Source organism: Anaerostipes faecis (assembly GCF_910574135.1).
GTDB classification, from domain to species: Bacteria; Bacillota; Clostridia; order Lachnospirales; family Lachnospiraceae; genus Anaerostipes; species Anaerostipes hominis.
The window spans coordinates 127,330-153,633 of record NZ_CAJSYK010000001.1 but is presented as its reverse complement, the minus strand read 5'-3'; the positions used below and the strand labels follow the sequence as shown (position 1 = coordinate 153,633).

General features: G+C 45.4%; 27 protein-coding genes. 25 read left to right on the top strand and 2 right to left on the bottom strand.

Annotated features, from left to right (window positions below; translation table 11 throughout):
• Positions 1-94 precede the first annotated feature (94 nt).
• From ispF to QGT46_RS00740, 8 genes are all read left to right on the top strand, one after another.
• On the top strand, positions 95-649 hold the full coding sequence (gene ispF, locus QGT46_RS00775; RefSeq protein WP_024728304.1) for a 2-C-methyl-D-erythritol 2,4-cyclodiphosphate synthase: 555 nt from the start codon (positions 95-97) through the stop codon (positions 647-649).
• Positions 650-1,717 carry a GNAT family N-acetyltransferase gene (locus QGT46_RS00770; RefSeq protein WP_024728303.1) on the top strand — a complete coding sequence of 356 codons (1,068 nt, stop codon included), beginning with the start codon at positions 650-652 and terminating at the stop codon, positions 1,715-1,717.
• A 2-nt stretch (positions 1,718-1,719) separates the two neighbouring features.
• Complete coding sequence (locus QGT46_RS00765; RefSeq protein WP_301589113.1) at positions 1,720-3,321, top strand: MBL fold metallo-hydrolase RNA specificity domain-containing protein; 1,602 nt, start codon at positions 1,720-1,722, stop codon at positions 3,319-3,321.
• 44 nt (positions 3,322-3,365) lie between these two features.
• Positions 3,366-3,563 (top strand): heavy-metal-associated domain-containing protein, encoded by a 198-nt coding sequence (locus tag QGT46_RS00760; protein WP_148458930.1) that lies wholly within the window; start codon positions 3,366-3,368, stop codon positions 3,561-3,563.
• Between the two features lie 89 nt (positions 3,564-3,652).
• Positions 3,653-4,402, top strand: a complete 750-nt coding sequence (locus QGT46_RS00755) for a pseudouridine synthase (protein WP_148458929.1) — start codon at positions 3,653-3,655, stop codon at positions 4,400-4,402.
• Complete coding sequence (gene ligA, locus QGT46_RS00750; protein WP_330655686.1) at positions 4,392-6,347, top strand: NAD-dependent DNA ligase LigA; 1,956 nt, start codon at positions 4,392-4,394, stop codon at positions 6,345-6,347. The genes QGT46_RS00755 and ligA overlap by 11 nt, the downstream gene beginning before the upstream one ends.
• Positions 6,348-6,359: 12 nt before the next feature.
• Positions 6,360-7,730: a ComEC/Rec2 family competence protein gene (locus QGT46_RS00745; RefSeq protein WP_301589111.1), complete on the top strand. Its 1,371-nt coding sequence runs from the start codon at positions 6,360-6,362 to the stop codon at positions 7,728-7,730.
• Positions 7,731-7,751: 21 nt separating this feature from the next.
• Entirely contained in the window at positions 7,752-8,657 is a 906-nt protein-coding gene (locus tag QGT46_RS00740) for a homoserine O-succinyltransferase (protein WP_024728298.1), read from the top strand.
• A 663-nt stretch (positions 8,658-9,320) separates the two neighbouring features.
• Here the strand turns inward: QGT46_RS00740 and QGT46_RS00735 are convergent.
• The gene (locus tag QGT46_RS00735) at positions 9,321-9,632 is read right to left on the bottom strand and encodes a prepilin-type N-terminal cleavage/methylation domain-containing protein (protein WP_270431114.1); all 312 of its coding nucleotides are present in this window, start codon (positions 9,630-9,632) and stop codon (positions 9,321-9,323) included.
• Between the two features lie 145 nt (positions 9,633-9,777).
• A complete protein-coding gene (locus QGT46_RS00730; protein WP_148458927.1) occupies positions 9,778-11,505 on the bottom strand; it encodes an FUSC family protein in 1,728 nt (575 codons plus the stop codon).
• 126 nt (positions 11,506-11,631) lie between these two features.
• Between QGT46_RS00730 and QGT46_RS00725 the strand changes: the two genes are divergently transcribed.
• The 17 genes from QGT46_RS00725 to QGT46_RS00645 all read left to right on the top strand — a co-directional run bounded on the left by QGT46_RS00725 (position 11,632) and on the right by QGT46_RS00645 (position 26,260).
• Positions 11,632-11,829, top strand: a complete 198-nt coding sequence (locus tag QGT46_RS00725; RefSeq protein WP_301589108.1) for a hypothetical protein — start codon at positions 11,632-11,634, stop codon at positions 11,827-11,829.
• Positions 11,830-11,858: 29 nt separating this feature from the next.
• On the top strand, positions 11,859-12,035 hold the full coding sequence (locus QGT46_RS00720; RefSeq protein WP_301589106.1) for a hypothetical protein: 177 nt from the start codon (positions 11,859-11,861) through the stop codon (positions 12,033-12,035).
• 304 nt (positions 12,036-12,339) lie between these two features.
• Positions 12,340-13,134 carry a Cof-type HAD-IIB family hydrolase gene (locus tag QGT46_RS00715; RefSeq protein ID WP_024728292.1) on the top strand — a complete coding sequence of 265 codons (795 nt, stop codon included), beginning with the start codon at positions 12,340-12,342 and terminating at the stop codon, positions 13,132-13,134.
• Positions 13,128-13,784 (top strand): HAD family hydrolase, encoded by a 657-nt coding sequence (locus QGT46_RS00710; protein ID WP_024728291.1) that lies wholly within the window; start codon positions 13,128-13,130, stop codon positions 13,782-13,784. Before QGT46_RS00715 ends, QGT46_RS00710 begins: the two co-directional genes overlap by 7 nt.
• A 25-nt stretch (positions 13,785-13,809) precedes the next feature.
• Positions 13,810-14,208 (top strand): HAD family hydrolase, encoded by a 399-nt coding sequence (locus tag QGT46_RS00705; protein ID WP_148458926.1) that lies wholly within the window; start codon positions 13,810-13,812, stop codon positions 14,206-14,208.
• Positions 14,209-14,401: 193 nt separating this feature from the next.
• The gene (locus QGT46_RS00700) at positions 14,402-16,123 is read left to right on the top strand and encodes a ComEC/Rec2 family competence protein (RefSeq protein WP_148458925.1); all 1,722 of its coding nucleotides are present in this window, start codon (positions 14,402-14,404) and stop codon (positions 16,121-16,123) included.
• A 104-nt stretch (positions 16,124-16,227) separates the two neighbouring features.
• A complete protein-coding gene (locus tag QGT46_RS00695) occupies positions 16,228-17,307 on the top strand; it encodes a polyamine ABC transporter substrate-binding protein (RefSeq protein WP_148458924.1) in 1,080 nt (359 codons plus the stop codon).
• Positions 17,308-17,325: 18 nt separating this feature from the next.
• Positions 17,326-17,673 (top strand): P-II family nitrogen regulator, encoded by a 348-nt coding sequence (locus QGT46_RS00690; RefSeq protein ID WP_009288959.1) that lies wholly within the window; start codon positions 17,326-17,328, stop codon positions 17,671-17,673.
• A gap of 19 nt (positions 17,674-17,692) precedes the next feature.
• Positions 17,693-18,814 carry an ABC transporter ATP-binding protein gene (locus tag QGT46_RS00685; RefSeq protein WP_148458923.1) on the top strand — a complete coding sequence of 374 codons (1,122 nt, stop codon included), beginning with the start codon at positions 17,693-17,695 and terminating at the stop codon, positions 18,812-18,814.
• Complete coding sequence (locus tag QGT46_RS00680; RefSeq protein ID WP_024728285.1) at positions 18,795-19,646, top strand: ABC transporter permease; 852 nt, start codon at positions 18,795-18,797, stop codon at positions 19,644-19,646. The genes QGT46_RS00685 and QGT46_RS00680 overlap by 20 nt, the downstream gene beginning before the upstream one ends.
• A 12-nt stretch (positions 19,647-19,658) precedes the next feature.
• Positions 19,659-20,459 carry an ABC transporter permease gene (locus tag QGT46_RS00675; RefSeq protein WP_148458922.1) on the top strand — a complete coding sequence of 267 codons (801 nt, stop codon included), beginning with the start codon at positions 19,659-19,661 and terminating at the stop codon, positions 20,457-20,459.
• Between the two features lie 59 nt (positions 20,460-20,518).
• Positions 20,519-20,761 carry a FeoA family protein gene (locus QGT46_RS00670; protein WP_148458921.1) on the top strand — a complete coding sequence of 81 codons (243 nt, stop codon included), beginning with the start codon at positions 20,519-20,521 and terminating at the stop codon, positions 20,759-20,761.
• Positions 20,758-22,737 carry a ferrous iron transport protein B gene (gene feoB / locus QGT46_RS00665; protein WP_148458920.1) on the top strand — a complete coding sequence of 660 codons (1,980 nt, stop codon included), beginning with the start codon at positions 20,758-20,760 and terminating at the stop codon, positions 22,735-22,737. The genes QGT46_RS00670 and feoB overlap by 4 nt, the downstream gene beginning before the upstream one ends.
• A 126-nt stretch (positions 22,738-22,863) precedes the next feature.
• Entirely contained in the window at positions 22,864-23,169 is a 306-nt protein-coding gene (locus QGT46_RS00660; protein ID WP_301589090.1) for a serine aminopeptidase domain-containing protein, read from the top strand.
• A 133-nt stretch (positions 23,170-23,302) separates the two neighbouring features.
• Complete coding sequence (locus QGT46_RS00655) at positions 23,303-24,505, top strand: DNA polymerase Y family protein (protein ID WP_148458919.1); 1,203 nt, start codon at positions 23,303-23,305, stop codon at positions 24,503-24,505.
• Between the two features lie 181 nt (positions 24,506-24,686).
• Positions 24,687-25,394 (top strand): C39 family peptidase, encoded by a 708-nt coding sequence (locus QGT46_RS00650; RefSeq protein WP_301589088.1) that lies wholly within the window; start codon positions 24,687-24,689, stop codon positions 25,392-25,394.
• Between the two features lie 104 nt (positions 25,395-25,498).
• Positions 25,499-26,260 (top strand): DUF975 family protein, encoded by a 762-nt coding sequence (locus QGT46_RS00645; RefSeq protein ID WP_148458917.1) that lies wholly within the window; start codon positions 25,499-25,501, stop codon positions 26,258-26,260.
• Positions 26,261-26,304: the final 44 nt, after the last annotated feature.

Genomic DNA, 26,304 nt, shown 5'->3' with positions numbered 1-26,304 from the left:
CTTTTTTTTGTATCTTGCATGGAATTATATTATAATAAAGAAAATGAGATATTCTATATAGATGACAGAAAAATATGAAAGCGAGGTATGGGATATGAGAGTTGGAATGGGATATGATGTGCATAAGTTAGTAGAGGGCCGTCCTTTGATTTTAGGAGGCGTGCATGTTCCATACGAAAAAGGACTGTTAGGACATTCAGATGCAGATGTGCTTCTGCATGCCATCTGTGACGCATTGCTCGGAGCCGCGGCTCTGGGGGACATCGGCCGGCATTTTCCGGATACAGACCCCAAATATAAAGGTGTGGACAGCATGAAACTGTTAAAGAAGGTCAGGGAACTGGTGGAGAAAGAGTGTTATCTGATTGAAAATGTAGATGCCACTGTGATCGCACAGAGACCCAGGCTGGCGCCCTATATTGAAGATATGACAGAGAAGATCGCAGAGACACTCGGAGTCGGAAGAAAACAGGTCAACGTAAAGGCGACCACGGAAGAACATCTGGGATTTACCGGTGAAGGACTTGGGATCAGCGCCCAGGCGGTCTGCATGCTGACTGCAGTAGATAATTATATCTATGAAGACGTATTGAGGCCGGGCGCACAGACCGGATGTCAGGGATGCCAGGGATGCCGGAAAGGGGAATAGATGGAACTTGTTTATGACGACAAAAGCCACAGGGATCTGATTTTTCAGATGTATCAGGATATTTTTAAGGACCCTGAAAAGTTTGCGGAGTATTATTTTGATGTGATCTATCCTAAAAATCAGGTGCTCATGGCATGGGACGGCGTCTGGCTGCAGGGAATGATCCACCTGAATCCGTACCGCATGAAGATCTCAGACAAAGAATTTGATGCACATTATATCGTGGCTGTGGCCACAAGGAAAGAAATGAGGAGAAAAGGCGTCATGCGAAAAATGCTTTGCAGGGTCCTCAATGATATGGCAGAGCGAGGTGAGCCGTTCACATATCTGATACCTGCCGACAAGGCTTACTATGAACCTTTCGACTTTGTGTTTGTGATGGACTGGGCAGAGACAGAGATCACAGGGGAAGCGGGCGCAGTTACAGGTTCTCCGGAACAGTTCCGGGGAGATGATATGCAGGAAGTACTTCGGTTCTTAAACCGGCAGATCCGGTCATATGATATTTATACGGTGATAGATCAGGATTATATACAGCAGGCGGCAAGGGAAGCAAAAAGCCAGGACGGAGACTTGATGGTGTTCAGAGAGCACGGTGAGATAACCGGAGTTTTTGCATACGGAAAAGAAAAAGATACAGTATATATACGGTTGGGATTCGGTACAGATGAGAAAAGATTTTTAGAGATGATCAGCAGAACATTTCCGGACAATAAAATCGAGATATCCGCGGGCTGTCTGAAACAGGGGAAAAAGGTCCCGAAGATCATGTTCAGAATTACATCCCTTGAGGCGCTGTGCCGCTGCCTGAAGAGCAGAAAAAAAACAGAATTTATTCTTACTGTAACGGACCCTGTGATCGGGAAGAATAACGGAACTTTCCTGTTTTCCGCCTCAAAAGACGGGACAGAAATCCGCCCTTCATCCAAAAAAGCTGTGGGAGAGCTGTCGATCGGTGATTTCTCAAAAGCAGTATTTGGATACGGCGGGGAGGAAGTATTGGAGAGGCATCCGTGTCTGAGAGAACTGATACCATTGGACGCCGTATATATTACCGAGGAGGTATAACTATGAAATTAATGTTTATCGGAGCAGACCATGAAGTAACGGGCAGCTGCTATTACGTGGAGGCGTGTGGGAAGCGTTTTTTGGTTGACTATGGAATGGAGCAGGGAAAGAATGTTTATGAGAATGCAGAACTTCCGGTGAATCCGTCAGAAATTGACTTTGTGCTGCTGACCCACGCCCATATTGATCATTCGGGACTGCTTCCGCTTTTATATGCCAATGGCTTCAGGGGCAGTATCATTACCACAAAGGCTACCAAAGAACTCTGTGACATCATGCTCCGTGACAGCGCCCATATTCAGGAGTTTGAGGCGGAGTGGAAAAACCGGAAGGCCAGACGGTCGGGGAAGGCGGAAGAGCCTCCTCTGTATACGATGGATGACGCGGTAAGTGTTATGGAGCAGTTCATAGGCTGTCAGTATAACGAGAAATTAGAACTGAGCCGGGGCATCAGCGTCCGTTTTACAGATATAGGACATCTGCTCGGCTCCGCCAGCATTGAGGTATGGCTCACCGAGGCGGACACGCAGAAAAAGCTTGTCTTCTCCGGTGATATCGGGAATAACAACCAGCCTCTGATCAAAGACCCCCATTATACGGAGAGTGCAGATTATGTGGTAATGGAATCCACATACGGAGACCGTTTTCATGAAAGTCATCCCGATTACGTCGGTGAACTTGCAGGTTTGATTCAGAAGACGTTTGACAGGGGCGGAAATGTAGTTATCCCGTCATTTGCGGTTGGAAGGACCCAGGAGCTTCTGTACTATATCCGCCAGATCAAAGAGGAGCGCAGGGTGAAGGACCACGGAGATTTTGCCGTGTATGTAGACAGTCCTCTTGCAGTGGAGGCCACCAACGTTTTTCAGGAAAACATACATGATACATTTGATGAGGATGCCATGGCACTGATCAATCAGGGCATCAATCCGATCACTTTCTCCAATCTGAAATTATCCATCACAAGCAATGATTCCAAGGCGATCAATTTTGATGAAGACCGGAAGGTGATCATCTCCGCTTCCGGTATGTGTGAGGCGGGAAGGATACGGCATCATTTAAAGCATAATCTGTGGAAGCCTGAAAATACCATTGTGTTTGTCGGATACCAGGCTTACGGCACATTGGGCCGTGCTCTTGTGGAAGGTGCGAAAGAAGTCCGGCTGTTCGGTGAGACTATCAAAGTAGAAGCCGATGTGGTGCGCCTGGAAGGAATGAGCGGCCATGCGGACAAAAAAGGACTCTCTGTTTGGGCGGAGGCTTTTAAAGACCAGCCTGAAAAATTTTTTATCGTTCACGGAGAGGATGAAACCTGCGACAGCTTTGCCCAATACCTGGAAAGTGAATGCGGCAGGAAGGCGGAAGCACCGTACAGCGGAGATATTTTTGATTTGGCCGCAGGAGAGTGGGAGCTCAGAGTTGCGCCGAAAAAAGTGCCGGAAAGCAGGAAGAGCACGAGAAGAGCCAATGCTGTATTTGCAAGGCTGCTGGCTGCAGGTGAGCGCATGATGTCTGTCATACGGAAAAGTGAAGGCGGGGCCAACAAGGATCTGGCCAGATTTGCGGATCAGATCAATGCTCTCTGTGACAAATGGGAGCGATGACAGCATAAGAGCATTATAGGATGTGATCATGAAGGAGGAAACAGATGAAGGTTTTAAAGTCCGATGAGATGCTGTGCGACCACTGTGTGGACCGGATCAAGATAGGTCTTATGGACGCGGGCATTGAAGCGGAAGTTGAACTGAGTGACAAAAGTATCATCCTTCCGGAAGATGATGATACACTGATCGAAAGAGCAAAAGAAGTTTTGGGGGAGCTGGGGTATTTTGCACAGGAAATGTAAAATACCCGGATGCTCCGGGAACTGTCTATAGAGACGTGCAATTTTCAGGCAATCGTGATACAATTATTAAGTATGACATTTTTAAGGATATGGGAGAAACGATGAAGGAAGAGAGACGGAATGAAAACTCCGCCGTGAGGATTAATAAGTTTTTAAGTCAGGCAGGCCTGTGTTCCAGAAGGCAGGCTGATTTTTATGTAGAGCAGGGCAAGGTGACGGTGGACGGTAAGACGGCTTTGCCGGGGACGAAGGTTTTTGAAGACCAGGAGGTCTGTTTTGAGGGGAAACCGGTTCGGATCAGCAGTCAGACCGTATATCTGGCCTACAATAAACCGAAAGGGATCGTATGTACATCCAGCAAAGAGGAACCGGATAACATCATCGATGCCATCGGATATCCCTCCAGGATCTATCCGGTGGGACGGCTGGACAAGGATTCCCAGGGGCTGATACTGCTGACCAATGACGGGGAAGCCGCCAATGAGATTATGAAGGCCAGGAATTATCACGAAAAGGAATATGAAGTGAAAGTCAGCAAAAGGATCACCAATGACTTTATCCAGGGAATGAGAAACGGTGTGCCCCTTTCAGAGCTTGACACAGTCACAAGGAAATGTGCGGTCAAAAAAGAAGGTCCCGAGAACTTCAGGATCATCCTGACCCAGGGCTTAAACCGGCAGATCCGCAGAATGTGTGAATATTTTGGATACAGGGTTACCAAACTAAGAAGAGTCCGGGTCATGAATATCAGGCTCGGCAATTTGAAAGAAGGATCCTACCGGAAGCTTACGCCGGAGGAAATAAAAAAGTTAAAAGAGGAACTGATCCGTGAAAGATAAGTTTGACCGAATGAAAGAGCTGATCCATATCCTGAGTGAGGCATCCAAAGCCTATTATCAGGAAAACAGAGAGCTCATGAGTAATTTTGAATATGACAAGCTTTATGATGAACTTTTGGAGCTGGAGAAAGAGACAGATACGGTGCTGGCCAACAGCCCGTCTGTCCATGTGGGATATGAGCTTTTAACTTCACTGGAAAAAGAACCCCATTCCTCCCCGATGCTTTCCCTGGACAAGACAAAAGAGGTGGGACAGCTGGAAGAATGGCTGGGAGACCAAAAGGGCCTTTTGTCATGGAAATTGGACGGGCTTACCATTGTCCTTACGTACCAGGACGGCGTACTTTTAAAAGCCGTGACCCGGGGAAACGGGGAAGTGGGAGAGGTCGTCACAAATAATGCAAAGGTATTTGTAAATCTGCCCAAAAAGCTCGCATACAAAGGAACCCTTGTAATCCGGGGAGAAGCCGTGATCCATTATTCTGATTTTGAGCGGATGAACGAAGAGATGGAAGACCTGGACAGCAGATATAAAAATCCGAGGAATCTTTGCAGCGGTTCTGTCAGGCAGCTGAACAATGAAGTGACAGCCAAACGGAATGTCCGCTTTTATGGTTTTTCCGTGGGGGATGTTCCGGATGTGGATTTTCATAATTCTGTAGAAGAGAAATTCATCTGGGCAAGATCTCTTGGCTTTGATATCGTGGATTATGTGGCAGTGACGAAAGATACGGTGGCAGAGGAAGTGGAACGCTTCTCGCAGGCCATTGAGACCAATGATCAGCCTTCCGACGGACTGGTGCTGATCTATGATGATATTGCATACGGCAGGAGCCTTGGGACGACAGCCAAATTTCCGAGGGATTCCATCGCTTTTAAATGGGCGGATGAGATTGCGGAGACTACACTGAAAGAGATCGAATGGAGCCCGTCCAGGACAGGACTGATCAATCCTGTAGCGATCTTTGATCCTGTGGAATTAGAGGGGTCTACGGTCAGCAGGGCAAGTCTCCATAATATCAGCGTGATGGAAGAACTGGAACTTGGCGTAGGAGATCAGATTTCCGTATATAAGGCCAATATGATCATTCCACAGCTGGCAGAAAATCAGACCAGAAGCGGCGATGCACCGATCCCGGATACCTGTCCGGCCTGCGGAGGAAAGACGGAAATCGAGGAAGAAAACGGGATCCGCACCCTGGTCTGTCCGAATCAATTCTGCAGTGCTAAAAAGATTAAGCTGTTTTCGCACTTTGTATCCAGGGATGCAATGAACGTGGACGGACTTTCAGAGGCATCTCTGCATAAGATGATGAACAAGGGTCTTTTAAACGAACTGTACGATTTATTTACCCTGAAAGATCACATGGAAGAGATTATAGAGATGGAAGGCTTTGGGGAGAAGTCCTTTCATAACCTGGTGGATGCCGTTGAAAGAGCCAGAAAAGTGACACTTCCTAAGTTCTTGTACAGCCTTGGCATCGCCAATGTAGGTCTGTCCAATGCAAAGCTGATCTGCCGGTACTTTGAGGATGACCTGGATGCCATCAGAAATGCGGATGCCGATGATTTCACAGTCATTGACGGTATCGGACCGGTCATCGGTGATGCTGTCAGCGGATACTTCCGTCTGGAAAACAACAGGCAGACTGTGGATGGACTGCTTCAGTACGTGGAGATTGAGAAGAAGCAGCCCGAAAAGATAGAGAAAATATTGGACGGCAAGACTTTTGTCATCACCGGTTCTTTAGAGCACTACGAAAACCGAAAGCAGCTCCAGGAGCAGATCGAACTGCTGGGAGGAAAAGCGACCGGCTCCGTGACGAAAAAAACAGACTATTTAATCAACAACAATAAAAATTCCACTTCATCCAAAAACAAAAAGGCCATGGAGCTTTCCATACCGATCATAACAGAAGAGGAATTTATGGACATGATAAAGTAAGGAATGATGAAAATGAAACGAAGGTTAATTTCATGGATGCTGGCGGCGGTGATGGTCATGACATCTGCGGCCGTATGGATGGGAAATGAGAAACAGGCAGAAGCGGCAGCTGCATTTAAAGTGCATTTTATCGAGGTAGGCACCGGAGACGGTGCCCTGCTTCAGTATGGATCAGGAAAGAACGCAAAGTATGCACTGATCGATGCAGGTCCTCAGACGACACAGCTTCTGGGAGGAAAAACCATAGATGTCAGCCGTAGAGTACATAATTACTTAAAGAAATATAAAATCCGCAGGCTGGAATTTGTCATCATGACTCATCCGCACAAGGACCACATCGGAGGATTTATTTCCATACTGGAGGACAGATCGATCTCTGTGGGAAGGGTCTATGCGACCCGGCAGCCGGTTTATTATCATTATTCGGGCGAGGATGATATTTACAGCTCAAAAATCTACCGCGCCGTCAATAAACTGATAGAGAAGCGGGGAATACCGGTTGTTGTACCGCGGATGAAATTATCCATATATCTTGGAAACGCAAAGCTTACATTTTATTCACCGGGACGGACCAATTTTAAATATGGGCGGGAAGTTGATTTTAATTCCAGGCAGGTCAATAAATTTTCCCTTGTATGCAGAATTACTTATGGAAAAAATTCATTTCTGATGACCGGGGATACTCAGCAGGAGTCCGAGTACGATATGATAAACCAGAGACTTAAACTCAAATCCCAGGTTCTGAAGGTGCCGCACCACGGATATGAGGATGTGCGCAATAAAGATGCGAAAGGGAAGTTTTCATCGAATCACAAGAAATTTTTTGACAAAGTACAGCCGGCCATATCGATTATCAGCAATGGATACCGAAATAAGGACAGAGTGCCGTCCGGTCTGATCACGAGGGAACTTGCCAAGTCTAATATTTATACTACGGGCGACAATGGCAATATTATCGTTACTTCCAATGGAAGCAGGCTGAGCGTCAGCACATCCAGAAATAAAAATGAGCCGGCCAGGGCCAGCACTTATGTTTCTTCCAAGAAGTCATCACTGCTCCTGAAAAAGATGTCGGTGAAGTCCAGCGGGAAGAAAAAACTGTCTATCGTGTCAGTCAATGCGAAAAACAAGTATAAGGTCAAAGAAAAGAAACCTTTGAAAATCTCAATTAAGGCCACACCCCAGTCATTTACAAGGACTAAGAATGTCCAGTACAAGCTGGTCAAAAAGGGGAAAAGCAGTGCCAAATACCGATGGAAGACCGGAAAGAAGGTCAGGGTAAAAAAAGGATTTAAAGGATGTCTTTACATAAAATACAATACTACTTCCGGAAGCACGATTGTAAAGACAAAAGGTTTCGTAATTAAAAAGAAGAAAAAGTAGAGAACAAAGGAGCGTGTAAATATGCCGATTAGAATTGATACAGACCTGCCGGCCAGGGCCATCCTGGAGGAGGAAAATGTCTTTGTGATGGATATAGACCGGGCGGTGACGCAGGATATCCGGCCGCTTAGGATTGCGATCCTGAATCTGATGCCGAATAAGCTGGATACAGAGCTGCATTTGCTCCGGAGTCTCTCCAACACTCCGCTGCAGATCGATATTACATTTTTAAAGACAGCCTCTTATGAGCCCACTCATGTGCCGGAATCCCACATGGAGAAATTTTATGTGTACTTTGATGAGGTACGGGACAAAAAATTTGACGGAATGATCATAACCGGTGCTCCCGTGGAGCTGAAAGAATTTGAAGAAGTGGATTACTGGAAGGAAGTGGAGGAGATCATGGAATGGACGAAAGAGAATGTCACTTCCACCTTACATATCTGCTGGGCTGCCCAGGCAGGGCTTTACTATCACTATGGGGTTAAGAAAAACGTTCTGGACCAAAAGATTTCCGGTGTGTACCGGCACTATCCGCTTCACAAAAAGACTCTGCTGGTAAGAGGGTTTGACGACTACTTTTTTGTCCCTCATTCCAGAAATACCGGTGTGGACGGCGAGGCTATCAAACAGTGCAGGGAGCTGACGGTTGTGGCGGAATCCGAGGAGACGGGGCCATATCTGATTTTAAACGAGACCGGGAGCCAGATCTTCGTCACAGGGCATCCGGAGTACGATGTCATGTCTCTGCATCAGGAATATATAAGGGATATAAACCGCGGATTAAACCCTGAGATACCGAAAAACTATTACCTGGATGACGACCCGAAAAAGGGGCCTGTAAAGTCGTGGAGATGCCATGCCAATGCCATGTATTATAATTGGCTGAATTATTACGTTTATCAGGCAACCCCTTACGATCTGTAGGAAAATTGTGTAGAATTGGTGTCAACAAAAAAGTAACATGCTGTTATGAAAAGGCTTTAATATAATGGATATTTAAAGAATCATTGAAAAAATCAATGGTTCTTTTTTTATCTTAAAAAACGATAAAAATATTCATCCGTTTCGGTTCATTGAAAACGCTGAAAATCCAGACTGTACAGCTGCACTGTTGAGATTTGTAAAGCATTTGGATGTAAAATCAGTTGAAAAGATTATAGACGGGATCCCTGAGAACTTTCAAGATATGCAGATTATAGCAGCGGGACAAAAAGAACATAATAAAGCAGTATTCCATATGATGCTAAACAAAAGCATTTTCCCAGCTGCAGAAAATTTTTTAGGGAGAAACATAAGTTTATGAGTAAAAATAATAAAAAAGATGAAAACGAACAGCCGGAAGAAAAATAAGAGGCATAATGCTTGTTGAAAAAAGATTGTGGTTATTTCATAATTTTGCTCCATTACCGCAGGGAGGACTTTTCAGAGTCGTCCCTGCGGTAATGGAGCATTAATTTTACATGTTCTTAAATATCTGATATATCTTTGAATAATTCTTTTTGTCATCCTCACTCTGCTTCACTCCAGTGTACTCCGTCCAATCACTGTCGCTTCTTCCGGGCACGTTATAAGTACGGGGGTTTTCCGTCAAAAGAATCGGAAGCCGACAATGTCTCTCGCCGTACAGCCACATATCCGGCATTTGTATTCGGATTTCTCGGCAAGAGATTTCAGGTATGCGGTGTCGTACTTGCCTGATCCTTCCAGCTCATAGATCTCATTGGCAGTGAGAGCCCTCAGAAGCCCTGCTTTGTTGACCAGGCATGCTTTCTTCTGAGCATTTGTAATATAGCCGATCAGGGAAGGAATCAAAAGAGCCAGAAGTATTGCCAGGAGCAAGAGAACTACAATGAGTTCCACTAAGGTAAATCCCTTTTTGTTCTTGTATCTGTATGACATCACAGTATGGTCAGCTCCTTCCCACATTTTTCTTTTGGTATAGTATATCTGCCTGGGATCAGGTACAGGAAAAGAGAAATCTATGCTAAATCACTGTGAAACAGAGGCTTCGCCTTCGGATCTGCAGCTGTCCCTTTTCTGATGCCTACACTGTCTGAATGCGGGTTTTCTTTCTGTGGGCATTTCTCACTCTTTGACGGCATTTTGGAAGCATATTCTTCAGTTTCTCCCATTCTTCATCATCCGCATTTTTTGCCAGCTTTTCTTCCAGCAGATGGGACTGGATGATCAGGCTGTAATAGAGCTGTGTATCCGTATCCTCCTGCCTGCATATTTGTGTCAGCAGTTTTGTAGCTGCGGCATATTTATTCCAAAGCTGTTCTGTTGCAAGTCTCCGGCTGAATGGAAAGATTACGAGGTTGAAGATCAGGGAGACCAGGATTCCGGCTATTATATACGCCAGACGGATTGCCAGCATTTCTCCCACACTGCTCCACCCAAAGACATCGGTAAAGACGGCGGCGCCCAGAGCACCAATGGTGGAACAGGCGAAAGTACCGGTATAGTCTGTAAAGTAAAAGGAAAGGTACCCGGATAACATCATAATCGCAGTGCGGCCTGTCATAGACGGGACAGCCGCATACAAAAGCAGGCTGAGGAGACCGCCGGCTGCTGTGGCGGCAAACCTTTTCTTTGCCTTCTGTCCGATGTCGTCGGCATACGGCAGAGAAACAGAAGCGATGGTAAACAGCAGCCATTTCCCGTGAACAAGATGCATGGACTGGACAAACAAGCATGAACATGCCAGGAGCAGACCGACGCGCAGGGCATATACGATTCTGACGGGACTGATATCCAGGGCGGCCTTAAGGCGGATGGAAAGAGAGAGCATCGTCTTCCGGTACCGGGTCTTTTTTTCCGGATCCGTCATATGGAGGAGATGTTCCCGCAGATAGGTAAGCCCGTCAAATAGTTCATTTGCCTTGGAATCCTCTTTCTGAGACAGAAATTCAGACCAAAGGAGCGGAGGGAGCTCTTTGATCTGTCCCTGGACAAACTGCCGGAAGACAGAGAGCTTTTCGGAGACGGAGCAAAGCATTTTAGTCTGGAAGACAGAGAGCGGCTGTTCCATACCGGAAAGGATCAGAAACAGATGTTCCATACCCCGGCCGGAATCAATTACTGCAAAATCAGCATCTGAAATGCACAAAATCCTTTTCCGGCGGTCATAAACCATACGGCTTAAGCGGAACAGATTTTTTCTCACGTCTTCCGGTGTGTCAGGGGAGCCTTTTCCGGTGATCATATAATCGATCAGATTGCACGTCTCATCAATCATATCAGACAGCGCATCTCTTGTGGTCTCAACAACCCGTTTACGGCCCATAATGAACTGATACAGAATGATGCAGACAGCACCTGTGATCATGGCGGCCAGACGCTTTGGCAGCAGATCCGGTGTAATCGGTGATATAAAGATCAGGAACAAATAGGACAGTATGTACGGGAAGTAAAGGTGGCTGGAATGCTCATAAGTAAAAACATAAAGGATCAGAAAGATCATTCCGAAGTTCAGCGGAAATGAAAACACAGGGGGCAGTGTGTTTACAACACAGGCAGAGACAGCCATGGCTGCAAGGACAGCAGCCTGGCCTGCCAGATGTTTTACCGGTGAAGCGGTCATATCCTTTAACATGGAAGATGCCATCATAATGGTAAAAATAACACCGACGATGGAATTCTCCATGCCAAATACTTTCTGGAATACTGTAACAAAAGTAATAATAAAAATAAAATCCAGAGTGGCAAATCTGAAATTCTTCTTCAGACTTTCCTGGCAGGAAGCCAGTATCTTTTTAGTCTTATTGTTCAATTAGAATGCCTCCTTTCAGCAATTCATAATGGTATCATGCCAAAGGACCTTGTTCAAGAACGTCACTTTTGGCTTTTTTTTCGTACACGAACAATATGTCCCTATAAATTTTGACAGGATTCATTCTTGCCAAGGTTAAATTGCTTAGGCAACTTGGGACCGGGACTCGGAGTACTCATTGCATGCTGGTTTTTTGGAAAAGGAGAAGAGCATTTAAGAGACCCCGAAAACGTGTACGAGACCCCGGTATCATCGAAAAAGTGGGAGAGAAATAGAAAGGGAAGTACAGGGAATGCAGCCTACACGATCATTCCGGGAGGCTAGAAGCCATCATCCATGCCGGAGAACTTTTGTTGAGAAGCGGATTCATCAACGAAATGCTTTTACGGGATGAGAATTTTTCCGTCTATCTTGAAAATATGCTTGCCATTGCCCATGGAGAGAAAGCGGTCAGAGACCAGATCCCTGGGACAGAGAAAGGGTTTATCGGATGTTTGGAGGGATATAGAAAAATAACCCACGATTTATAATCGGCGGCGTTGAATTTAGAGTCTTGATATGATAGCATTAGCTATGGTATCAAGGCTTTTATATTATTCCATAGGAAAGTCCTAAGAACCTTCCTATGGAATAATATAGCCCTCCGGGCATGATGCGCACAAATGCGAAAGGAACCTATTTGACTACGTCAAATCGCATTTGGCGCTCAAAGTTGTCAAGCCCTTCAAAGCTTGAGGGGCTGGGGCATTGAAGTGGGATTGCCCACTTTGTTTTGCGGAGTTTATGGCAGATACCATCTTACAGCGACAACTATTGTTCATAGAAAGGATGCCCATGATTAGACTAATTGCAACAGATATTGACGGAACTCTGGTAGAAGAAGCAGCTATGAATCTGAATCCTGAATATTTCGATGTGATCCGGGAGTTCAGAAAACGGGGAGTTTTGTTCGTAGCAGCCAGCGGACGTCAGAGAAAAAGCATTGAGCGTTTTTTTGAACCGATCAAAGATGATATTATTTTCCTGTCCGAAAATGGTGCCTGTATCACATCCAGAGAATATAAACATGTAGATGTGATGGACCCATTCATCGTCAAAAGCATAATGGAGGATGCAAAGGAGATTCCCGGATGTACCTGCGCTCTGAACGATGGGGAGACCAGCTATTTTGACTCCGAAATGCTTTACCGCCATATGAAGGACGACTATGGATACAATGCAGTGATGGTGGACGATTTATTCAAAGTGGAAGCAGGGGTCTGCAAAGTGTCTGTGTTCCACAACCGGAATGCGGAAGATGCGGTAGGAAAAGATTTTTATGATAAATGGGGAGGCAGGATCTACGTTGCGAGTGCAGGAGAGAAATGGGTAGACTGTATGAACCTTGGAGTAAATAAAGGGAACTCTTTGAAACGTTTTCAGGAGCATTATAATATTTCTGCGGATGAGACACTGGCTTTCGGCGATAATATCAACGATATTGAGATGCTGAAACGGGCTGCCCACAGTTTTGCCGTAGCCAATGCCAGGGAAGAGGTGAAAGAAGCCGCAAATTTTGTGACAGATTCCAACAAAGAAGACGGTGTATTAAAAGTGTTAAAGGCAGTACTTAGGGGGGAATTATGTTAGAAGCAGTTATTTTTGATATGGACGGAGTTATTGTAGATTCTGAGCCGGGATATTATAAAGCTTTGCTCAGACTGTTGGATGAATTCGATGCATATGTGGATGAAGAATACAATGCCCGGTATTTCGGCACTACGATGGAAAAGTTATTTACGGATACCATTGAATATTTAAACCTGGATACGACCGTTGATTATTGTGTTCGGCGTTTTTTCGAGATCTATGAAGAAGTGGTTGAGGAGGAAGGATTTACCCCGATCAAAGGAGCATTGGAGCTGATCCATTCTCTCCATAAAGAAGGAATTCCGACAGCGGTTGCATCTTCTTCACCGATGGATCACATCGTAAGGATCACAGAGAATTTAGGAGTCATTGACTGTTTTCGTGCGCTAGTGACAGGAGAAGACTGCGAACATTCCAAACCTGATCCTGAAGTCTTTTTAAAGGCCGCTGGACAGCTTGGAATCAATCCGGAACATTGTGCTGTGGTGGAGGATTCTGTCAATGGTGTTCTGGCAGGCAGCAGGGCAGGTATGAAGGTTCTCGGTTTCAGCAATCCTGAATATGGAAGTCCGGCTCATGAAAAGGCACACAAAGTTGTTCATTCCCTGGAAGACGTGAATGTAACTACTTTGAAAGGATTATTTAATTAAAATACATAAATGGAGAGGAAATAGAGTGGAAGCAGTTATTTTCGACATGGACGGAGTCATCGTAGATACAGAACCCGGCTTTTTTATTGTGGCTAATAAGTTTCTGGAGCGCTATGGAAAGAGTATTACCAAAGAATATTTTGAACAATTTTTCGGCGGCGCATCGGAGCACATGTGGAAGACAACAACAGAAATGCTGGGACTGGATGTTCCTGTAGAGGAATGTCTGAAGGGCATGCACGAAATCCGGGAACAGCGGATCCAGGAAGAAGGCTATGAGCCTGTCGAAGGCACACTGGACTTGATCCGGGAAATCCACGGTCAGGGAATTCCCCTGGCGGTGGCGTCATCTTCTCCCAAATCGGCCGACCATGTGGTGACTTCTATGAAAGATATCACTCTGGAATTGTGCAGAAGTTTTTAAGAATTTATATAGACGAAATAAATCTCTCCGAAGATGTTTGGGGAGATTTATTTGTTACGAAATTGTGACGATATATTGATTATATATTAAAAATATGTTATGTTAAAATTGAAATAGAGTAAATTACTTACAAGATATGCTTCAAGGTTCTGGGGGAGTTTACCAGAGAAGACAAGAAGAAATGAGGTTTATTATGAAAGCGGGCATGAAAAAATGTATCAGTTACTTGCTGACAGCAGTATTTGTTATCTCGGCTGCAGTGACAGCGGGAGGACTGCAGAAAAAGCAGGTCCGGGCAGCGGAAAAATTTCAGATCCATTTTATAGATGTGGGCGCAGGGGATGGAGCGCTGCTTCAATATGGGGAAGGAAGCAGTGCGGAGTATGCCATGATAGACACCGGGGCTGACTATTATACAACAACAAAAGGCGAGCAGATTACCACAGAAGACTGGGCATATAATTATCTCAGGAAAAAAGGCGTCAAAAAGCTTAAATTTATCCTTCTGACCCACCCGCACAGGGATCACATCGGAGGTCTCGGAAGAATCCTTCGGGATGATGATATTGAGGTCGAAAAAATATACGGAAATAACCGGAATCTTACTTATTCAGGAGCAGACGGCAGCAATAAAGAGTTCAATAAAGAATTTTATACAGAAACATTGGAAGCCATTGATTCCTATGCAGAGAGAAACGGAAAGGGCGATGATTTTTATGAAGTTCCCCAGATGGGAAGTGTGGCGAATATCGGAACAGTACGGCTTCAGTTCTATGGCCCGGTGGATGAAACTTCATTTCAGTATGGAAGAAAAGTGAATCTGGATGTCCGTGAGATTAATAAGAGATCTATTGTATGCAAGATTACCAATGGCAGCAATACGTTTCTTATGACAGGAGATGCACAGAGACAGACGATAGATGGAATTGTGAGAAAAGGGTACAATCTGTCGGCTCAGGTGCTGAAAGTTCCTCATCACGGCATGCAGGATGTGACAGAAGACAATAAAATTGGAAAAGATTATCCGTCTGACCACAAATATTTATTTGACAAAGCAAATGCATCAATTTCCGTAGTCAGCAATGGCTATGACAATGACAATGAATCACCTCTTCCAAGGGTGTTAAATGAATTGGCGGGTTCAGATGTCTATCTGACCAGCAACCGAGGTACGGTCATTGTATCCTCTGACGGAACAAACCTGTCTGTCCAGACAGAAAAAGGGAAAAATGCACCGAGTTACGCAGGCGATTATAACCCGAAAAAGAAATCGTCACCGACGATGAAGAGCGTCATCGTATCTACCAACGGAAAAAACAAGCTGGTGCCGACGACTTACAGTGCGGCCAACAGCTATAAGCTTTACGAAAAGAAAAATGTGACGGTCAAATTTTCAGGGACGCCTCAGCCGTTTACGAAAGTAAAGAGCGTCCAGTATAAGTTTGTGAAAAAAGGCGTGGACAACCGGACAGTTCCTTACCGCAGCGGAAGTTCTGTGGCAGTAAAGAACGGATCGGTGGGAAGAATTTATGTAAAATACAATACATGGCTCGGCTCCACTGTCATCAAGCTTCCGGGATTTACGGTCGATACTTCTGCGCCGTCCAGTGCAAAGATCAAGGGCAGCAAGTCAGGCATCAAGACTTATAAGACATCTGCGAAAAACCGCTATAACAAGAAGTATAAGAAGTCCATTAAACTGACATTTTCTGCCTCCTACGGGACAAGCGGGAAATCCAAAGTCCAGTATAAGATCGTCCCCAAGGGCAAGAAAAATACAAAGTATAAATGGAAAACAGGAAACAGTGTGACGTATAAGAAAAAAAAGAAATGGGTCCGCGTTTATGTGAAGTTTACCGACAAATCAGGAAATACGACTACGAGAAAAACAAACGGATTTTATATTAAAAAATAATAGACAAATGAAAAAAGATGGTAGATAATAGGATAGAAAGAATGAATGTCGTCAGTGTAAGCTGACGGCATTTTAAATATGGAAGATTATAAAGGAGAAGTGATATGAGAAAAACAAAAGTAACAGTTCTGCTGCTTCTGATGGCACTTACCGTATCTTTGCTGGCCGGATGCGGCGGGAAGGAAGAAGAAAAAACAAAAGACGGATATGCAAAGAAATTGTACCTGTATAATTGGACAGAATATATCCCGCAGAGTGTGATGGATGGATTTGAGAAGGAATATGGCATCAAAGTTGTGGAATCCACATTTACGTCCAACGAAGAGATGCTTGCCAAGCTGACGGCCGGAGGGACCGGACAGTATGACATGACCATCGCCAGCAATTATGTGATCGATGCCATGAAAGAACAGGACCTGATCGAGCCGATCCAGATGGATCAGATAAAAAATGTGAAGTATCTGGACAAAAGCACGCTGAACCAGCCATTTGATAAGAACAATGAATACACGATTCCATATATGACTTCATTTACAGTACTGTGTGGAAACAAAAAAAAATTAAAAGAGCTGGGTGTGGATATCAAAAGTTTTAATGATCTTACCAACCCGAAACTAAAGAATAATATTGTGCTTGTAGATGATATAAGGGAAATTGCCGCTATGGCGCTGAAAGTTAAAGGATACAGCTCCAGTACCACAAAGGAAGATGAGATTATGAGCATACTGCCGTGGCTTAAGAAGCTGGCGAAAAATGTGAAGGTCTATGATGCTGATGCACCGAAAAGCGTAATGATCTCCAATGACGTGGCAGTCGGCCTCATGTACAGTATGGATGCGGCTATGGCCATTGAGGAGAATAAAGACCTGGACGTGATCTATACAAAAGAACCCGCGCAGAAATGTCTGGACAATTTTGTGATCATCAAGGGGGCAAAGCATGCCAAAGAGGCAAGGCTGTTTATCGATTATGTTTTACGGCCTGAAAACTACAAAAAAGTTCTGGATGAGTACTATGGTGTATGTATCAATAACGGCACAAAGAAGCTGCTGGATGACCACTATCTGAAAAATCCCGGTGCAAATGTCGATCAGAAAGAGTTAAAAAGGGCAGAATATATTGATGATGTAAAGGATTCGGCGAGCATCTATGACGATCTGTATACGAAATTAAAGACAGAGTAATATATGGGAGGAATGAGTATGAAAGCGATGAAACGTCTGGATATTATCATCCGTCCGGAAAAACTGGAGAAGTTAAAAGAGATACTGGAAAAGAAAGACTATTCGGGCATGACTGTATTTACGGCAATGGGATGCGGATACCAGGAAGGCTTCATCCCTGAATTTGAGGAAATGAATTTTGAGATCAATCTGCTGCCGAAGGTTGTCGTGATGGTTGTCGTGTGGGAAGAAGACGTGGAGGATCTGCTGGGGGCGATCCATGAGGAACTGGCCACCGGACAGGTGGGAGACGGAAGGGTCTTTATATCCCCGGTGGACGATGTGATGCGCATCCGCACCGGAGAACGGGGCGCTGAAACTTTGTAGAAGGGTGGTGGAAACTTCGTTGAAAAATATCATCGTACGCTTAAGAAACATAGAAAAAATTTACGGAGGAAAATCTGTCATTGATCATCTGAATCTTAATGTGGCCCGGGGTGAATTTTTGACGCTCCTCGGTCCGTCAGGCTGCGGAAAAACGACTACGCTTCGAATGATCGGAGGTTTTGAAGATACGGACGGCGGACAAATTTTTCTGGAAGATAAAGATGTGGCGGGCAAAGCGCCAAATCACCGGGATGTGAACACGGTGTTTCAGAGCTATGCGCTGTTTCCTCACATGAACGTTTTTGACAATGTGGCTTTTGGCCTTGTGGAAAAAAAGGTGCCGAAAGCGGAGATCAAAAAACGGGTTGATGAGATGATTGAATTGGTGCAGCTTCAGGGTATGGAAAAAAGAATGCCATCTCAGATGTCAGGGGGACAGAAACAGAGAGTCGCCATCGCCAGAGCGCTGGTGAACCGGCCAAAGGTGCTTCTTCTGGATGAGCCGCTGGGAGCTCTGGATTTAAAATTGAGAAAGCAGATGCAGTTTGAACTGAAAGAACTGCAGAAAAAGCTGAAGATTACGTTCATTTACGTGACCCACGATCAGGAAGAAGCACTGACCATGAGCGACCGGATCGCGGTTATGAATGAGGGAAGGATCGAACAGCTGGGGACTCCGGTCGAGATCTACAATCACCCTAAGACAAAATTTGTAGCTGATTTTATCGGGGAGTCCAATATTTTTGAAGCCTACATTGAGGAAAAGAAGGGAAGCAGGATTTCCCTTGTAATGGAATCCGGAAAAGTGGAACTTAACGCCCCGGATTTTGAATACGATGAGATGGTCTATGTGTGTGTACGGCCGGAAAATATGAAAGCGTCCATGGAACCCCGTGAGGGATTTACTCTGAGAGGGACTGTGATGGAACACATTTTTGTAGGTTCTACCATAAAGACCATCATAGAACTGCCCAGCAGCCAGCTGGTCAAGATGACAAATCCTCCGGAAAATGAAGTGATCCCGGTGGGTACCAACGTATACCTTCACTGGCTTCCCCAAAAAACTGTGGTCATGCACACGCGGGAAGACCGGGTCTATGAGATTATAGAGGGGGCCGGAAATGAAAAAGAAGAGCAATAAAATTCCGTTTCTGTCAACTGTATCGCCGGCCATCATCTGGCTTATTTTGTTCCTGGTGCTGCCTCTTCTGTATATCGTTGGTATCAGTTTCATGAAAAAAGGGCTTTATGGGGGCGTGATCCAGACCTTTGATCTGACAGCCTATAAGACGATGTTCCAGTCGAAGTATATGAAGATTCTTTTAGATTCTCTGTGGCTGTCACTGAAGACTACCGGGCTCTGCCTGCTGTTCGGCTATCCGTTTGCCTATATTATTTCAAATACAAAGAAAAAATGGAAACCGTTTTGTGTCCTGCTGATCATGCTGCCCTTCTGGATCAATTCTCTGATCCGTACTTACGGATGGAACAGTATCCTGCGCGAGCAGGGGATATTAAATACACTCCTGATGCAGCTGGGGATCATAAACCAGCCGCTTCAGATGCTCTACACAGACGGGGCAGTCCTGCTGGGAATGGTGTATGCGCTGATCCCGTTTACGGTGCTGCCGCTGTATTCTTCCATTGAAAAGCTGGACCATTCCCTTTTGGAGGCGGCCAGCGATCTGGGGGCATCCAAGGTACATGTGTTCCGAAAAGTCATACTTCCTCTCACGATGCCCGGGATTTTTGCGGCATCGGTTCAGACCTTCATTCCGTCTCTGGGATACTTCTTTATCACGGATATGATGGGAGGGGCCACCACGATGAACATTGGAAATGTGATCAAGAACCAATTCCTGACTGCGAGAAACTGGCCTCTCGGAGCGGCGCTTGCGATTGCACTCATCGCAGTGACGATCGTTATCATGAAGCTGTATACACGGGTCGGAAGTATAGAAGATATGGTATAGGAGGAATGAACAATGAAAAAGAAAAAGATAGGATTCCGTCCTTTGGCACTGTGCTATGCATGTCTTTTCTATCTGTTTTTATATTTGCCGATCGCGGTGGTCGTTGCATTTTCCTTTAACACATCCCAGCTCAATGTGACCTTTCAGGGCTTTACATTTGAGTGGTATGGAAGGATGTTTGAAAATGTCCAGCTGATGCAGTCGTTTTTCAACACTCTGATCGTAGCGGCCGTCAGCACCCTGCTCTCCGTGATTCTTGGGACACTGTGTGCCGTAGGCATGTACCGGTTTAAATTCAGAGGACGGGAAACTGTCAGCAATCTGCTGTATATTCCTATTGTGATCCCGGAGATCGTGCTCGGTATTGCGGTGCTGGCATTTTTTACGATGGTGAAAATACAGATGAGTATGGCTACCCTGATCATTTCTCATGTGACATTTTCCATGCCTTTTGTAGTCATCACAGTGCGGTCGAGGCTTGCGGGCTTCGACCCTTCCGTGGAGGAGGCGGCAAGAGACCTCGGGGCAAATGACTGGAGAATCTTTCGCAGGGTTACGCTGCCGATGATCCTGCCGGGGGTTTTATCCGGAGCCATGCTGGCGCTTACGATGTCCCTGGATGACGTAGTAGTCAGCTTTTTCACAACCGGACCGGACAGCATGACACTTCCGATCAAGATCCTCGGAATGGTGAGAAAAGGAGTGTCGCCGGACGTAAATGCACTCTCGACGCTGATGATCCTTGGAACGGTCCTCATTATGGTGGCCGCAACATTTTTTGAGATGAGAATGGAAAAGAAAGAAGAAGCTTGACACGGAGCTTTATATGACGTACTATTTTGTTGAGAACAATTATCAAAATGGAGCGAAAGATGAGATTAACAGAGACAAATCCAGGTACACAGTATCTGGTAGAAGAAATCCAGCTGGAACTTGCAACGAAACGCCGTCTGGAATCTCTCGGCATGACAGAAGGTTCTAAAATCAATGTGATGCGGAAAAAGCGCAACGGGGCTGTGATTATTAAGATCAGAGGGACCCGTTTTGCTCTCGGAAGAGAGATTGTTATGGGGATCAAGGTCGGGGACCGTGCAGGAAAGAGGGATTTATCATGAGTGCAGAGGAATTGCAGGTCGGATTTGTGGGGAATCCGAACTGCGGAAAGACTACGTTATTTAATGCCTACACCGGGGCCAAGCTCAAAGTGGCAAACTGGCCGGGTGTCACGGTGGAAAAGAAAGAAGGGGCTTTAAAATACCACAATCACATGTACAGGCTGGTGGATCTCCCCGGCATTTACAGCCTGACATCCTATACGATGGAAGAAAAGCTGTCCAGGGAATATATTCTTCAGGATGATGTGGATGTCATCGTTGATGTGGCAGATGCATCTGCGCTGGAACGCAATCTTTATTTGACTTTATGCCTGATCGAGCTTGGAAAGCCTGTGATTCTGGCTTTAAATATGATGGATATTGTCAAGGAGCGGGGAATGGAGCTGGACCTTCACCGTCTTCCTGAGGTGCTGGGGATTCCGGTGGTGCCGGTTTCAGCCCGGAAAAAGACCGGACTGGAAGTGCTCATGCATGCGGTAGCTCATCACAAGGTGGAGGGAAATGACCGCCAGGTCTTTGACTATCCGGACAGGATCGAGGAAAAGATTACACAGATCAGGCTGCGGCTGAAGGAGAAATATCCGGATATGCAGAACAGCCGGTGGTATGCCATAAAACTTCTCGAACAGGACGAGGAAGTTACACAAAAGTACGGAACTCTCGTGAAAGGGATCGTGGACAGGTCCTACGAGAATGATATTATCAATGAAAAATATCACTTTATCGAACGGGTTATGGCTGAAGTTCTGGTCAACAAAGAAAAGAAGGAAGCGTTTACCGATAAGATCGACAATGTCCTGACACATCCGGTCCTGGGAATTCCTATATTTCTTGGCATTATGGCCGTGGTGTTTTTCCTGACATTTACCGTGGGAGATTTCTTAAAAGGATATGTCGAGATGATGATCGACTATGTCAGCGGGTACATAATAGGCGGACTTGAAAGTCTGGGAGCGGGACCGTGGGTGATCTCCCTCATGAAGGACGGAGTATTTGCCGGAGTGGGAGGCGTACTGTCTTTTGTACCGAATATCTTTATTCTGTTTTTGAGCCTGGGATTACTGGAAGACAGCGGATATATGTCCAGAGTCGCATTTGTCATGGACAGTGTCATGGACAGGCTTGGACTCTCCGGAAGAGCGTTTATCCCGATGCTTCTGGGATTTGGCTGCAGTGTGCCGGCAGTTATGGCATCAAGGGCTCTGGAAGATGAAAGGGACCGGAAGAGGACGATTATGCTGATCCCGTTTATGTCATGCAGCGCAAAGCTTCCTATTTATCTCGTGTTTTCCCAGCTGTTTTTTGGAAAAGCAGCCATGTTAGTGGCTTATTCCATGTATATTTTGGGACTGGTTCTGGGGATTTTTGTGGCGTTTGTCCACAGCAGGATGCTGAAGGGCAGTGTAAAACAGCCGCTCCTGATTGAACTGCCGGAATATAAGACACCAAATAAGCGGACCATTGCCATCTATGTATGGAGCAAGCTGAAAGATTTCCTCTCAAAGGCGGGAACGACAATCTGTGCCGCATCCATTGTCATGTGGGTGCTGCTCAACATGAATCAGACCGGACTTGTCGGCGATATGAGTCAGAGCTTTGGCGCTTCTTTCGGAAAATTTTTAGTTCCGCTGCTGGCCCCCGCAGGTCTTGGTCTCTGGCAGATCGCAGTCATGCTGATTTCAGGGCTGGCCGCCAAGGAAGTGGTGGCCTCAAGCTTTATGGTCCTGTTTCAGGTATCCTCTTCTTCAGACGCAAATATTCTTCAGATGCTGTCCGGAATGGGATTCACCTCGCTTAATGCTTACTGTCTGCTGGTGTTCTGTCTTTTGTATACGCCTTGTCTTGCAACCGTCATGACCATTAGAAAAGAGACAGGGTCCACCCGGTGGACGCTGGGGCTGGTCGCTTTCCAGATGGTCTTTGCGTGGGCCGTGGCTGTAATTATCTATCAGGTGGGAAGTTTTCTTATTCCATAGGAAAGTTCTGAGACCTTCCCTGTGAAATAAAAACGCTTCGCGGGTTGTGCACAGATGCGTAAGAATATCCTTTCCAATGGCTTGGAATTGTATTAAAATAAATACAAACAAGGAAGCCAGCTATGATTGGAGGCATACAACAATGATCCCCTGGTGGAGAAGGAGATCTCCGCGGCACTTTTAAAATGCATTTACGGGGGAGTGGAATGGCTGAAAGAAAACAGCAGGGAGTTCACCGATCCTGTACTGATCCTTCACGGGGCCAACGACGGACTGGTCAGCGAAAAAGACTCCAGAGAGTTTTTTGGAGATATCGCTTCTGAGGACAAGACATTAAAGATATATGCAAAACTTTTTCATGAAATCTACAATGAAGTGGAGAAAGAAGAAGTCATCGACGACACGCTGCTGTGGATTGAAAAACATTTATAATTAATAAGATGAAAAAGATCTTTTGTTTAATGCAAAGGGTCTTTTTTTATTAATGATCTGAGCAGTTTTTTTCGTTGAAAACATATGTTTGGATGTGCTATAATCTCAACAGTGAGTAAAAGGAGAGATGAGAATGAATTCCAGGGTGATTTTTCATATTGATGTCAATTCTGCTTATCTGAGCTGGGAAGCGGTCTATGGGATTTCCGTAAGAAAAGATGAGGTGGACCTGAGGGAAGTACCTTCGATCATTGGCGGGGACGAATCCAGGCGCCGCGGGATCGTGCTGGCGGCTTCCATACCGGCCAGGAAAAAGGGTATTCAGACGGCAGAGACCGTCAGAGAAGCATTGAGCAAATGTCCGGATCTTATTATTCGTCCTCCCTGTCACGGGCTATATGAAAAGTTCTCCGAAGCTTTTTTAAAAGAGGCGCTGGAGTTTTCACCGGTTCTTGAGAAATTCAGTATTGATGAGGTGTTTTTGGATATGACCGAGACGGCGGGGCAGTACGAGAGTCCTTATGAGGCGGCCTGTCTGCTGAAAGACCGTATTTATGAAAAGCTTGGTTTTACGGTCAATATCGGCGTGGCGCCGAATAAACTGCTGGCCAAGATGGCATCCGATTTTGAGAAGCCAAATAAAGTGCATACCTTGTTTCAGGAAGAAATATCGGCAAAAATGTGGCCCCTGCCTGTGGAGAATTTGTTTTCTGTCGGTCCTGCCACAAAAAAGAAGCTTCACAACCTGGGCATTCGGACCATTGGTGAACTGGCACATATGAATCCGGAACTGTTGAAGTCCCATATAGGAAATAAGCACGGCATGTTGATCTATGAATATGCCAACGGCATTGACAGGGCTCCCGTTGAAGCCGGACAGGCGGACAGCAAGGGGTACGGCAACAGTGTTACTTTACCCTCAGATGTTGATTCTTTAGAGGAGTCGGATGTGGTTTTATTATCTTTGGCAGAGTCTGTTGCCTCCAGGCTCAGGGCGGACCGCGTTAAGACTTCATGCATCACGGTGGAGATCAAAGACTGTCATTTCCGACGGAGTTCCCATCAGAGAAAACTTTCTGTGCCCACGGATATCACCGATGAGATTGTCCAGACGGCAAAGAAACTGTACAGAGAATGTTTCCGGGGTGTTTCTGTCCGTCTGATCGGGCTCCGGGCTTCAGACATATCAAGTGAAGAATTCTCACAGATGGATCTCTTCGGTGATCAGAAAAAAGAGAAACTCCGCAAACTGGATCAGTCCATTGATGCCATCAGGAGTAAGTATGGAAGAGACGCGGTGCAGCGGGCCACGTTTCTGGGCGCAAAAACAGATTGATTTACATTAGGATGGTTTTTCGGAGAAAGACAGCTGTCTGACAATAAAAGACAAAGGATTTCGAAGAAATTTCACGAAATTATTACAAAATTATTAAAAATAATACTTGCTTCTTGGAATAAACCTTGTTATACTTCGAATTGTGGAGAAAAATGCGCAAAGAATCGGAGGGAAACAGGGAATGAAGATTCTGAAATTGAAACGCATCGTATGCACACTGATGTGCTGTGTTATGTTAGGCATGCTATTTCAGGTGACAAATGTACCGGCAGCAGAGGGAGACAAAAAAGAACTTAATGTAGTTTATTATAATCAGGCAGATTATCCCGGAGAAAAAATCGGGAAGAGCACGATCAAGGCTGCAGGCTGCGGGCCGACCTGCATTGCAGTCTGTTACAGTTCACTGACGGGGAAGAAAGTGAGTGTGCCGAAGATGTGCAAAATTGCCTATAAAAAGGGCTGGTATATCAACGGACAGGGATGTGTCCATCAGGTGATTCCAGGGCTGGCGCAAGAATACGGACTGGACTGCAAAGGTCTGGGTACCGACTATCATGCTATAAAAAGGGCTTTGAAAAACGGACATCCGGTGGTTGCTCTGGTAGGCCCCGGAGATTTCACAAAAAACGGACATTTTATCGTTTTGACCAGGATGGTCGGAAAAGATAAGGTGAGGGTTGCCGATGTGGGCAGCCGTGCCAATACAGCCGAGACATGGTCGTTAAAGAAGGTCGTAAGCCAGGGGAAAGAAGGCGCGGATGCCGGAGGCCCTTTCTGGGAGATCAGCTATACGAAACCTCAGCCGAAAAGGCAGGAAAAGGGAATTGACCATGGCCTTCTAAAGATATATCATAAAGTAGATCTGGAAAAGCAAATAGAGAATAGATAAGATTGAGAGAAAGCAGATGTCGGATAAAGTGGCAGCTGCTTTTTTTTATGTTATAATAATATCTAACATTCTTACACAGGATGACAAGAAAAGGAGGACAAAATATGTGGACGAGAGCAGAATTAAAAAGCAGAGGTAAAGAGTCGATCAGAAGAAACTACTGGCTGGTTGTGCTGGTGGCTTTGATCGCAGGTATTTTAAGCGGGGAGTTTACGGGAAACGTTTCTTACAACGGTATTAAGGACGAAATAAGGGATGCAGCATATAGCGGAAATGCTCTTGAATTTTTGAGAAGTCCGGAGTTTCTCGTGGTCCTGACAGCATTGTTGGGCATCGCAGTGGTTTTCTTTATAGGGTTTACACTGATCCAAATATTTGTGGGAAATCCGCTTATGGTTGGATGCAGCCGCTTCTTTGTAGAGAACAGTGACAGAAAAGCAAGGTTTGGATTGGTAGGCGCGGCATTTCAGGGAGGAAGTTACACAAATATTGTGCTGACAATGTTTTTGAGAGGGCTGTTTACAAGGCTGTGGACACTTTTGCTGATCATCCCGGGGATTGTAAAATCATATGAATATTCCATGATTCCATACATATTGGCAGAGAATTCTTACATTTCGAGGGAACGGGCTTTTCAGATCAGCAAGCAGATGATGCAGGGGCAAAAGTTTGATGCATTTGTGCTGGACCTGTCCTTCTTTGGATGGATGATTCTTTCTGCTTTCACCTGTGGAATTTTGGACGTTTTTTATGTTATGCCTTATCGGAAGACAACATGGGCAGAGTTTTATAAAGTTAATCGTCAGATGGCGCTTCAGAACGGCATTGCGGCACCGGAAGAGCTGCAGGGATTCCCTTTTTATTAAAAATATACGAAAGATTTAGATAAAGCTATAAGAGAAACATGTCG